The sequence below is a fragment of the Polaromonas jejuensis NBRC 106434 genome, from assembly GCF_001598235.1.
Classification (GTDB): Bacteria; Pseudomonadota; Gammaproteobacteria; order Burkholderiales; family Burkholderiaceae_C; genus Polaromonas; species Polaromonas jejuensis.
This window is the reverse complement of record NZ_BCYO01000051.1, coordinates 1-10,778: the sequence shown is the minus strand read 5'-3', so window position 1 is coordinate 10,778 and position 10,778 is coordinate 1. Positions and strand designations below refer to the sequence as shown.

Below are 10,778 nucleotides of genomic sequence, written 5' to 3'. Positions count from 1 at the left end.
ATGGCGGCGCGCAGGCCGGTCAGGTGGGTGCCGCCGTCGCGCTGGGGAATGTTGTTGGTAAAACAGAGGACTTGCTCGCTGTAACCGCTGTTCCACTGCATGGCGACTTCGACGCCGATGTTGGTGCCCTGGTCGCTCTGGCGGTCGCCCATGGCGTTGAACACATTGGGGTGCAGGACCGTCTTGCCCTTGTTGATGAACTCGACAAAGCCCTTGACGCCGCCGGCGCCGGCAAAGTCATCTTCCTTGCCGCTGCGTTCGTCTATCAGGCGGATCTTCACGCCGTTGTTCAGAAAGCTCAGCTCGCGCAGGCGCTTGCTCAGGATTTCGTAATGGAAATCGTTGTTTTCCTTGAAGATGTCGGTGTCGGGCAGGAAGTGGACTTCGGTGCCGCGCTTGTCGGTGTCGCCCATGACCTTCATGGGGGAGATTTCAATGCCGTCCACTGTCTCGACGATGCGGTTTTGCACAAAGCCCTTGGAAAACTCCATGACATGCACCTTGCCGTCGCGGCGGATGGTGAGGCGCAGCTTTTTGGACAGCGCATTCACGCAACTCACGCCCACGCCGTGCAGGCCGCCCGACACCTTGTAGCTGTTCTGGTTGAACTTGCCGCCGGCATGCAGCTCGGTCAGGGCAATTTCGGCCGCCGAACGCTTGGGCTCGTGCTTGTCGTCCATCTTCACGCCGGTCGGAATGCCGCGGCCGTTGTCGACCACGCTGATGGAGTTGTCGGTGTGGATGGTGACGACGATGTCATCGCAATGGCCGGCCAGGGCTTCGTCAATCGAGTTGTCCACCACCTCAAACACCAGATGATGCAGACCGGTGCCGTCGGAAGTGTCGCCAATGTACATGCCGGGGCGCTTGCGCACGGCTTCCAGGCCTTCCAGGATCTGGATCGAGCCTTCGCCATACGCTTCTGAAGCGCCGGCCTGGTTGGTGTCGATTTTTGGCTGGTAATTCGAGCTTCCCTCGCCCGCGGCACCGTCAGTGACGTGCACTTGATCGGCTTCGTTCAGTTTGTTTTCTTCAGTCATGGCCAGCTTTTACCCAATTTCTTCAATCTCTTGAATGACCAAACCCGCGGAGGTTCGCGGGTCTGTTTGTATGTTTCCGCGCCTTTTTTGCGTCAAATGCGCATCGGCATCACCACGTATTTGAAAGCGGCATCGTCGGGGATGGTCAGCAGCGCGGAGCTGTTGGAATCCGCCAGTTCGATCTTCACCATGTCCTGGTCCATGTTGGCCAGCGCATCGATCAGGTAGGTGACGTTAAAACCGATTTCAATGGCATCGCCGCTGTAGTCAATGTCGAGTTCGTCGACGGCTTCTTCCTGCTCGGCGTTGTTCGAAGCCACGCGCAGGGTGCCGGCTTCGATGTTCAGGCGCACGCCCTTGAACTTTTCGCTCGTGAGAATCGCGGTGCGCTGCAGGCTGGCCAGCAGCGGCGTGCGGCCCAGGGTGATGATGTTCTTGTGGTTCTTGGGAATCACGCGGTTGTAGTCGGGGAATTTGCCTTCGACCAGCTTGGTCACAAACTCCATGCCTTCAAAGCTGAATTTGGCCTGGTTGCCGGCGAATTGCATCTCGATGGCGCCTTCCTTGTCGCTGAGCAGGCGCTGCATTTCCAGCACCGTCTTGCGCGGCAGGATGACTTCCTGCTTGGGCACTTCCACATCCAGCGTCGCCGACGAAAACGCCAGGCGGTGACCATCGGTCGCGACCAGGCTCAACTGCTTGCCTTCCGCCACAAACAAAATGCCGTTGAGGTAGTAGCGAATGTCGTGCACCGCCATGGCAAACGACACCTGGTTGAGCAATTCCTTGAGCACCTTTTGCGGCACCGAGAAGCTGGGGCCAAAGTTGGCGGCTTCCTGCACCAGCGGAAAGTCTTCGGCGGGCAAGGTCTGCAGCGTGAAGCGGCTTTTGCCGCCCTTCAGAATCAGCTTGTTCTGGGCCGACTCCAGCGACACGGTCTGGTCGCTGGGCATGGAACGCAGGATGTCGATGAGCTTGCGCGCGCCCACGGTGGTCGTGAAGTTGCCGTCGTCGCCATCGAGTTCGGCGGTGGTACGGATCTGGATTTCAAGATCGCTCGTGGTGAGCTGCAGCTGCGCGCCCGTCTTGCGGATTAACACGTTGGCCAGAATCGGCAAGGTGTGCCGGCGCTCCACAATGCCCGCGACCGATTGCAGTACCGACAAAACTTTATCCTGGGTGGCTTTCAGAACGATCATGACTTCCTCTGTATTTATCTTTAATTCTTTAATTCAAATTAGTAGTAGTAGTAAGGGCGGCGCCAAACTGTGGATAGCACCATTTTCCCCTTTTTGATCAACCACTTGGCGTTTGTTTAACCATGTGCCCAGACATCCCTGAAGCGTCTTGCCAGATATGAACAACTTTCCATTGTCATCTGCTTCTGTGGATAAGTCATGACTTGCGCCAAAGTTATCCCCACGGTTGTTGTGTACGCCCTGTCTCCACTAAAAACTGAGCTAAAAAGCATTCATTTCTAGCCCTTCAGTGTCTGTTCAAGCACATGCAGCTGCTGATTGAGCTCGGTCATCTGCTGGCGCTCTGCCGCCATTTTTCGCACCGCGTGCAGCACGGTGGTGTGGTCACGGCCACCAAACAGCTCGCCAATCTCGGGCAGACTCTTCTGCGTGAGTTCCTTGGCCAGGTACATGGCAATCTGGCGCGGCCGGGCGATGCTGGCGGGCCGCTTCTTGGAATACATGTCGGCGACCTTGATCTTGTAATAGTCGGCCACCGTTTTCTGGATGTTTTCCACGGAAATCTGCCGATTCTGAATCGACAACAAGTCACGCAGGGCCTCGCGGGCCAGCTGGATGGTGATTTCCTTGAGGTTGAAACGCGAATAGGCCAGGATCTTGCGCAGCGCACCTTCGAGCTCGCGCACATTGGAGCGGACATTCTTGGCCACAAAAAATGCGACCTCTTCCGGCATGACCGTGCCCTCGGCTTCGGCTTTGCGGATCAGAATGGCCACGCGCATTTCCAGCTCGGGCGGCTCAATGGCCACCGTCAGGCCGGAATCGAAACGCGAAACCAGACGCTCATGGATGTCCGTCAAGCCCTTGGGATAGGTGTCGCTGGTCATCACGATGTGCGACTTCTTGGTCAGCAGGGCTTCAAAGGCGTTGAAGAACTCTTCCTGGGTGCGGTCCTTGTTGGCAAAAAACTGCACATCGTCGATCAGCAGCAGATCCAGGGAGTGATAGCGCTCCTTGAACTCGTCAAAAGTCTTGCGCTGGTAGGCTTTAACCACATCCGAAACAAATTGCTCGGCATGGATGTAGAGAACTTTGGCGGCCGGGTTGTCTGTCATCAGCTTGTTGCCGATGGCGTGCATCAAGTGGGTTTTACCCAGACCAACGCCGCCATAAATGAAAAGCGGGTTGTAAAGCTGCCCCAGACTGCTGGAAACATGCAGCGCGGCCGCCCGGCCCATGCGGTTGGCCGTGCCTTCAATCAGGGTGTCAAAGGTCAGCGCGCTATTGAGCCGGTTCTTGAAAGGTGCGTTGGCAGCTTCCTCGGGCGCACCCAGGCCGGCGGGTTCAGGAACCCCCATGCCTTCAAAGTTCCTGACCAAGGTCGATGATTTAGCGGGCGCTTCCCGGGGAGCAAGCGCTAACTCAAGAGGAATTCTCTGGCCCGAGATATTTTCGAGCAAGGCGGAAATTCGGCCCGCGTACTGCGCCCGGACCCAGTCCAGCTTGAAACGGTTTCCGACCTGAATGGTGACTCGGGAAAGGTCAGGCGCGACATCCACCACCAGCGGACGAATCCAGGTATTGAACTGCTGCTCGGGCAATTCCTGAGCTAGATGATCGACGCAGTTTTGCCACAAATCATGGCTTTGAAGAGGGGCTGATCCTTCACTCATGGCTGGTTTTGCCCATCTGCAGGCGCGAAGCAGTCAGCTGCTGCTTGTGGATATTGTTAATTTTGAGCACCCGCAATTGTAGTCCTGCAGGCGAGTTATCCACAAAAAACGGCCCCGGGTTTCAACCTATTCCCAAGCCTGTCGCCAATTCGCAATGAGGCAGCACCAGCGCCGCCACACTGCTTCCTACCCAAAAATTTGAGTTGGCGAATGGACCGGAAAAGACAGATGTTGACAGCAACCGGGCCTGTCAAAAGAAGCCAGGACCGCTCATGAAATGAATACTTTTTAGCTCATTTCATAAAGCCAGGAAGCGCCAAACAACAACCATGGGGACAACTTTTTAATAACCCATGACTTATCCACAGAGGGAGCCCGAAATTCAAAGTTGTTCATCTCCGGCGTGCTACTTCAGGCGCCGCTCAACACATGGTTAAACAAACGCCAAGTGCTTGATCAAAAAGGAAAAAGCAAAGCTATCCACAGAATCCGGCGACCCTTACTACTACTACTAATTTGAATTAAAGAATTGAAGATAGAGATAGGGGAAATCTCCGCCGCGCCAAAACGACAGAAAAACTTTGGGTGCTTGCTCGCTCAATGACTCAAAAAACAACTTTTGCGTCTGGTCTTGCGCCGATTTGGCCTTCACAGCACAAAAATCAGTGGCTTTGGCGATGGATTTGCCGGCAATCGCGCGGCTGGCCGCGCCCCTGATCTCAGCCTTTACGCCCAGTGCCGGCGCTAAGCTGTTGCCAGTGTTGAGAAATCTGCGATAATCATGGGTTTCCCTGATTCGTAGCGGATTGATACTGCCTGCGTGGCCTTGTTTGTTGAGTCAATTTTTGATGGCTCGGTACAGGTTGCGCGGGTGTGTTGCAAGTCCTGCAGACTTGCAGAGCTGGTCGTGTTGTACGGCCACCAAGATCATTCGAATCGCCTAGGGAAGCTTTTGTAGCTAACCGGCTCGTAGGACCCATCATGAAACGCACATACCAACCTTCCAAAGTCAAGCGCGCACGTACGCACGGCTTTCTGACGCGCATGAAAACGCGTGGCGGCCGCGCAGTGATCGCTGCACGTCGCGCCAAAGGCCGCAAGCGCCTGGCTGTCTAAGCCTGGTCTACTGCCGACATTCGCTGTTTGTGGCTCTTGAGCTGACGGTTGGCGCTCGTGCAGCGGCTTAAGACCCGACCTCAGTTCCAGGCGGTGCTTGCCGGTCCCATTGTTGCAAAAACCACGCACTTCGCATTGCACCGCAATGGGCTGGACGCAAAGGCTGTGCAAACACAGCCCGGCAAGCTTGCCGATGCGCCAGCACCGGTGTTGTTTTCGGTCCGGGACATGTGGATCGGGGCGATGGTTCCCAAACGCTGGGCCAAGCGGGCCGTGACGCGCAATGTCATCAAAAGGCAGATCTACACCGTGAGCGCTGATTTTTCAGCTCAGTACCCTCAGGCTGCTTTTGTGGTTCGCTTGCGGCGTGATTTTTCCCGCACCGAATTCGTCAGCGCCAGCTCCGAGCCGCTCAAACAGGCGGTGCGCAGCGAAGTCCAGGCACTGATGCTGGCGGGAGCGAAAGCGCCATGACTTTGACCGGCACTGCTTTGCTGCGTCTGCCGCAAACCGCGCTGATCGGTTTGGTCAAGGGCTATCGTTTGCTGCTCAGTCCCTGGTTGGGCTCGGCCTGCCGTTTTGAGCCTACCTGCTCCGCTTATTCCTTGCAGGCACTGCAGCAGCATGGCGCTGCCATCGGAAGCTACCTTACCTTGCGCCGTCTGGCGCGTTGCCACCCCTGGTGCGAGGGCGGGCACGATCCCGTGCCGCCCGTGAGCGCGGCTTCCCTTTTCACCCGCGTGGTCACACCCGTGACTTCCATCCCTTCTAAAAAGACGCCGTCATGAATGACATCCGCCGCACCATTTTGTGGGTGATTTTTGGTTTCTCCATGGTCCTGTTGTGGGACCAGTGGCAGGTCTTTAACGGTCACAAAGCCACCTTTTTCCCCTCCTCCACACAGGTTGCCAAGGCGCCAGTCAGCGCCGCGTCCAGTCCTGCAGCGACGGCATCTTCCGTACCGGCTTCGACAAATACCAGCCAGGTATCCGCCACACCGGGTGCCGTTCCCGGCGGCGCACCTTCCACCGCGCCATCGGCGACCAAAGAGCGCGTCGTGGTGAGCACCGACGTGCTGACATTGACCTTTGACAGCGAAGGCGGCACGCTGGTGCATTCGGCCTTCAACAAGTACAAGGACATGGCGCACAAGGACCAGAGCTTTGTACTGCTGGACGAAAGCGCCAACCGTGTGTATGTGGCGCAGACCGGCTTGATCGCAGGCAGCACCGGCGGCGCCTTTCCCACGCACAAGACATTGATGACGGTGGTGCCTGGCGATCGCACGCTCAAGGACGGCCAGAACGAATTGCAGGTCAAGTTTGAATCGGCCGATGTGGGCGGTGTCAAACTGGTCAAGACCTACACGCTCAAACGCGGCGCCTACGACATTGCTGTACGCCATGACGTGATCAACACCGGCAGCGCGCCGGTGGCCCCGCAGCTGTACCTGCAGCTGGTGCGTGACGGCAACAAGCCGCCCGGCGAGTCCTCGTTTTATTCCACCTTCACCGGCCCGGCCATTTACACCGAAGCCAAGAAATACCAGAAGGTCGAATTCAAGGACATCGAAAACAACAAGGTCGATGTGGAAAAACAGTCGACCAACGGTTATGTGGCCATGGTGCAGCACTACTTTGCCTCGGCCTGGATTCTGGCCGATGGCCTCAAGCGCGACCTGTTTCTGCGCAAGGTGGACACCAACCTGTACGCCGTGGGCATGATCACCCCGCTGGACAGCATTGCGCCGGGCGCGAGCAAGACCATAGACTCGAAATTCTTTGTCGGCCCGCAGGAAGAGAAAAAGCTCGAAGCCCTGGCCCCCGGCCTGGAACTGGTGAAAGACTACGGCTGGGTGACCATTCTGGCCAAGCCGCTGTACTGGCTGCTCAACAAGCTGCATGGCTTCATCCAGAACTGGGGCTGGTCCATCGTGGCCCTGGTGCTGCTGCTCAAGGTTGCGTTTTACTGGCTCAACGCCAAGGCCTACGCCAGCATGGCCAAGATGAAGGCCATCAATCCGAAAATCACGGAAATGCGCGAGCGCCTGAAGGACAAGCCGCAGGAAATGCAGCAGCAGATGATGAAGATCTACCGCGAGGAAAAGGTCAACCCCATGGGCGGCTGCTTCCCCATCATGATCCAGATCCCGGTGTTCATTGCGCTGTACTGGGTGCTGCTGTCCAGCGTCGAGATGCGCAATGCACCCTGGATCCTGTGGATCAAGGACCTGTCCTCGCCAGACCCGTATTTCATCCTGCCCATCACCATGACCTTGACCACGATGCTGCAGACGGCGCTGAACCCCGCGCCGCCAGATCCGATGCAGGCCAAGATGATGTGGTTCATGCCGCTGATTTTCAGCGTGATGTTCTTCTTCTTTCCGGCTGGCCTGGTGCTGTACTGGATCACCAACAACATCCTGTCGATTACCCAGCAGTGGTTGATCAATACCCGGATGGGCGTGCCACCGCAGTTCAACCTGCCGAAGTTCAAGTAACACCACAAGGGCCGCTGACGCGGCCCTTTAACATTGCGCCTCATGCTGGCCCGACATCACGATCCCATAGTCGCCATCGCCACTGCCCCCGGCCGCGGAGCGGTGGGCATTGTGCGCGTTTCGGGCCAGGACATTGGGCCCGTGATTGCCGCGGTCTGTGGCCGGCCGCTGGCCGCCAGACAGGCCACCTACCTGCCGTTTCGCGATGCCCAGGGCAAGGTCATCGACCAAGGCCTGGCGATTCATTTCCCGGCGCCGCATTCCTACACCGGTGAAGACGTGCTGGAGCTGCAGGCCCATGGCGGGCCGGTGGTGCTCCAGTTGCTGCTGGCGCGCTGCCTGCAAGCCGGTGCCGAACTCAATCCGGCGACGGGCCGGCCTTGCCTGCCGCAACTGCGAGTGGCGCAACCCGGCGAGTTCACCGAGCGGGCGTTCCTCAACGACAAGATTGACCTGGCGCAGGCCGAAGCCATTGCCGACCTGATCGATGCCAGCACCGAAACCGCGGCGCGCTCGGCCGCGCGCTCTATGTCGGGCGAGTTTTCGCAGGCGGTGAACACGCTCTTGGAGCAGCTGATTCATTTGCGCATGCTGGTCGAGGCCACGCTGGATTTCCCGGAAGAGGACATCGACTTTCTGCAAAAGGCGGACGCGCAAGGCCAGCTGCGGCGTCTGCAAACCACCCTGGCCGAGGTGATGCGGCGTGCCACCCAGGGCGCCATCCTGCGTGAAGGCATCAAGGTGGTGATTGCCGGCCAGCCCAATGCCGGAAAGAGTTCGCTGCTCAATGCGCTGGCCGGCGCGGAGCTGGCCATCGTCACGCCGATTGCGGGCACGACGCGCGACAAGGTCTCGCAGCTGATACAGATCGAAGGCGTGCCTTTGCATGTGGTCGATACCGCCGGCCTGCGCGAGGCGCTGGACGAGGTTGAAAAAATCGGCGTGGAGCGCGCCTGGGCCGAGATTGAAACGGCGGACGCGGTGCTGTTTTTGCATGACCTGACCCGGCAGGCGGCCACGGGCGAAACCCCGGATGCTATTAATTACATAGCTGACGACGCCCGTATAGCAGGCGTTCTAGGCCAAAAACTGCCTAAAAATACGCCCATCATCGATGTCTGGAGCAAGTCCGACATGGCCAGCGCCGAGGTGCTTGAGCGGGTGAGCGGCGGCGTGCTGATTTCCGCCAAGACCGGCACCGGCCTGCAGGCCCTGCGCCAGCAGCTGCTGCAGCTGGTGGGCTGGCAGGCCGCGCCCGAGGGCGTGTTCATGGCGCGCGAACGCCATGTGCGGGCGCTGCAGCAGGTGCAAGCCCAACTGGAAAAAGCCGCCATCCAGTTGCAGGCAGCCCTGCCGGCGCTGGATTTGCTGGCCGAAGATTTGCGGCAGGCGCAGCTTCATCTGAGTGAAATCACGGGCGAATTCAGCTCGGACGATTTGCTGGGCGAGATCTTTTCCAGATTCTGCATCGGTAAATAGCCCGGCGACAGACGGTCGCTGATCGCAGACGAACGGCGCAAGGTGACGCAGGACAGCGATGGCTGCGCGGATTTTGCTGTATCAGGTGTAAGGGGGCGTTAACGTCTCTTGCGGCATTTGCCGGGGCAAAGGTATCGTCCGTCCCACTATGAACGCACCCCTGCCCGCGACCGCCCGTTTTGACATTCAGGGCCTGGCCCAAGCCATCGCGCATTGCCATGCCAGCGATGCCTTGCGCTGCCAATTCAACCCGCCGCATTGGGACATTCTGGCCAGCTACCTGCAGCCCTTTGCCTTGAACAGCGGCCAGGTGCTGATGGAGCAAGGGGCGCTGGACCGCACGCTGTACTTCATTGAAAGCGGCACGCTGAGCGTGCACTACGAGGACGAAAAAGCGCGTGTCCGGATGGCGCTGGTAGGCGCCGGCACGGTGCTCGGTGAAGGCGCTTTTTTCTCGCATGTACCGCGCGCCGCCACCGTGCATGCGTCGACGGCCTGCAAGCTCTGGTGCCTGACGCCCATGCGCTTTGGGGAACTGGCCAATCGCCACAGTCCGATCGCGCTGGAACTGACCTTGGCGCTGGGTGCCGTGATGGCCAAACGCCTGTACAACCGCCCCAGGCGGGTGGCGGTGACTTGATTGACTTTCCTTGCCACCGATCAAGCCTACATGACTTTTATGCCACCACGCCTGCTTCGAGTTGATGCCATGGGGGCAATGTCATATCTGCTGAGTAAACTACAGCGCCAGCGGGGCCGCAGCCTGGCCAAAGGGCGCCGGCTTCCCCGTTGAAGGCGGTACAAATCCATCACGAGAACTCCGTACTTATGTCTCTTTTCAACTGGTTTTCCGGAAAATCCCAGCAGGCCAACGCGCTTGCAAACGGCGAAGCCAGGCGCGCCGTCCCCCTGCCCCAGCGGCAGGCGCCGGAGGCGGCGCATTCGGGAGAGGCGCGAAAGTTCAAGCGCCACGCCCGCCGCGAACAGTTGTATGTGGCGATTCGTGAGGCCATGACCCGCGCCGGCGTGCTGTCTGCCCGCTACAAATTCAAGGTGCTTTCCCTGGACCAGAACGGCGACGAGTTCCTGGTCATGGTGGACCTGGCGAAGGACTTTGGCAGGCCTACCGAGCAGCTCGGTGATATCGAGGCGCTGATTGTGCAGAACGCGAAGGCACGGTTTTCCATCACGGTGCCCGCCGTGTACTGGCGCCAGGGTGAGGTGGCTGCGGTGGCGCAGTCCGCGCCGGGCGCTGTGGCTCAAGCAGAGCGTTCGCCGGCTCATGCCGACGCCGCGGTCCGTGCCCCGCTCAAGCCGGTGCAGCCGCTGGCCACGCCGCCTTATGAGCCGATTCAGGCCGATGAGGTGGCGGCCTTCAAACAGGCCCTGCTCGCCGCGTCGGCGCGCGGCTCCACCGTGGCGGCGGAAGGCGGCGTCAAGGTTCGAAGAAGCCGTTCACGTTCCAGCACGCAGCCCACGGGTTTTGCGGACACCGAGTTGGCAGAGGCGCCTTCTTCCCCCGCGCTCAGCACGACCCAGTACGGCGACCTGCACTAGGCCGGATTTGGGCCGCGATGCAAAGTCAGGCATCAAACAGGCCTGCAGCCCAATAGGAACGGGCGCAGGCAGCTATAAATCTTGTAGCGAATTCGATCCTCCCCCTCGACTGGCCGGAGCGGGGGGCGATGGGCGCAATTGCTCAGCACCAGGCGCAGCCGCCCTCAGTGCCCGGCAAAATCAATCAGCGTGAACAAGGGCAGGCCTGCGGCCT

General features: G+C 59.1%; 10 protein-coding genes. 7 read left to right on the top strand and 3 right to left on the bottom strand.

What is annotated here, in order from left to right:
• The 3 genes from PJE01S_RS23670 to dnaA form a co-directional block, all read right to left on the bottom strand.
• On the bottom strand, nt 1–1,040 hold a 1,040-nt coding region (locus PJE01S_RS23670; RefSeq protein WP_174548578.1), incomplete at its 3' end, for an ATP-binding protein.
• Between the two features lie 92 nt (nt 1,041–1,132).
• Nucleotides 1,133–2,239 carry a DNA polymerase III subunit beta gene (gene dnaN / locus PJE01S_RS23665; protein ID WP_068836174.1) on the bottom strand — a complete coding sequence of 369 codons (1,107 nt, stop codon included), beginning with the start codon at nt 2,237–2,239 and terminating at the stop codon, nt 1,133–1,135.
• A gap of 278 nt (nt 2,240–2,517) precedes the next feature.
• Nucleotides 2,518–3,912, bottom strand: a complete 1,395-nt coding sequence (dnaA, locus tag PJE01S_RS23660) for a chromosomal replication initiator protein DnaA (protein WP_068836173.1) — start codon at nt 3,910–3,912, stop codon at nt 2,518–2,520.
• Between the two features lie 981 nt (nt 3,913–4,893).
• Here dnaA and rpmH point away from each other — a divergent pair.
• The 7 genes from rpmH to PJE01S_RS23625 all read left to right on the top strand — a co-directional run bounded on the left by rpmH (nt 4,894) and on the right by PJE01S_RS23625 (nt 10,564).
• A complete protein-coding gene (gene rpmH / locus PJE01S_RS23655; protein ID WP_007862708.1) occupies nt 4,894–5,028 on the top strand; it encodes a 50S ribosomal protein L34 in 135 nt (44 codons plus the stop codon).
• Nucleotides 5,029–5,085: 57 nt separating this feature from the next.
• A complete protein-coding gene (locus PJE01S_RS23650) occupies nt 5,086–5,502 on the top strand; it encodes a ribonuclease P protein component (RefSeq protein WP_068836176.1) in 417 nt (138 codons plus the stop codon).
• Nucleotides 5,499–5,816: a membrane protein insertion efficiency factor YidD gene (gene yidD / locus PJE01S_RS23645; protein WP_084389735.1), complete on the top strand. Its 318-nt coding sequence runs from the start codon at nt 5,499–5,501 to the stop codon at nt 5,814–5,816. Before PJE01S_RS23650 ends, yidD begins: the two co-directional genes overlap by 4 nt.
• Complete coding sequence (yidC, locus tag PJE01S_RS23640) at nt 5,813–7,528, top strand: membrane protein insertase YidC (RefSeq protein ID WP_068836172.1); 1,716 nt, start codon at nt 5,813–5,815, stop codon at nt 7,526–7,528. Before yidD ends, yidC begins: the two co-directional genes overlap by 4 nt.
• Nucleotides 7,529–7,570: 42 nt before the next feature.
• Nucleotides 7,571–9,007 (top strand): tRNA uridine-5-carboxymethylaminomethyl(34) synthesis GTPase MnmE, encoded by a 1,437-nt coding sequence (gene mnmE / locus PJE01S_RS23635; protein WP_068836171.1) that lies wholly within the window; start codon nt 7,571–7,573, stop codon nt 9,005–9,007.
• A gap of 148 nt (nt 9,008–9,155) precedes the next feature.
• A complete protein-coding gene (locus PJE01S_RS23630) occupies nt 9,156–9,647 on the top strand; it encodes a Crp/Fnr family transcriptional regulator (protein WP_068836170.1) in 492 nt (163 codons plus the stop codon).
• Between the two features lie 188 nt (nt 9,648–9,835).
• Nucleotides 9,836–10,564 (top strand): hypothetical protein, encoded by a 729-nt coding sequence (locus PJE01S_RS23625; RefSeq protein WP_068836169.1) that lies wholly within the window; start codon nt 9,836–9,838, stop codon nt 10,562–10,564.
• Nucleotides 10,565–10,778: the final 214 nt, after the last annotated feature.

Excerpts from the sequence above, each read along its gene's own strand:
- dnaN (WP_068836174.1), bottom strand. The coding sequence starts at position 2,239 with ATGATCGTTCTGAAAGCCACCCAGGATAAAGTTTTGTCGGTACTGCAA.
- dnaA (WP_068836173.1), bottom strand. The coding sequence starts at position 3,912 with ATGAGTGAAGGATCAGCCCCTCTTCAAAGCCATGATTTGTGGCAAAAC.
- rpmH (WP_007862708.1), top strand. The coding sequence starts at position 4,894 with ATGAAACGCACATACCAACCTTCCAAAGTCAAGCGCGCACGTACGCAC.
- yidD (WP_084389735.1), top strand. The coding sequence starts at position 5,499 with ATGACTTTGACCGGCACTGCTTTGCTGCGTCTGCCGCAAACCGCGCTG.
- yidC (WP_068836172.1), top strand. The coding sequence starts at position 5,813 with ATGAATGACATCCGCCGCACCATTTTGTGGGTGATTTTTGGTTTCTCC.
- mnmE (WP_068836171.1), top strand. The coding sequence starts at position 7,571 with ATGCTGGCCCGACATCACGATCCCATAGTCGCCATCGCCACTGCCCCC.
- PJE01S_RS23630 (WP_068836170.1), top strand. The coding sequence starts at position 9,156 with ATGAACGCACCCCTGCCCGCGACCGCCCGTTTTGACATTCAGGGCCTG.
- PJE01S_RS23625 (WP_068836169.1), top strand. The coding sequence starts at position 9,836 with ATGTCTCTTTTCAACTGGTTTTCCGGAAAATCCCAGCAGGCCAACGCG.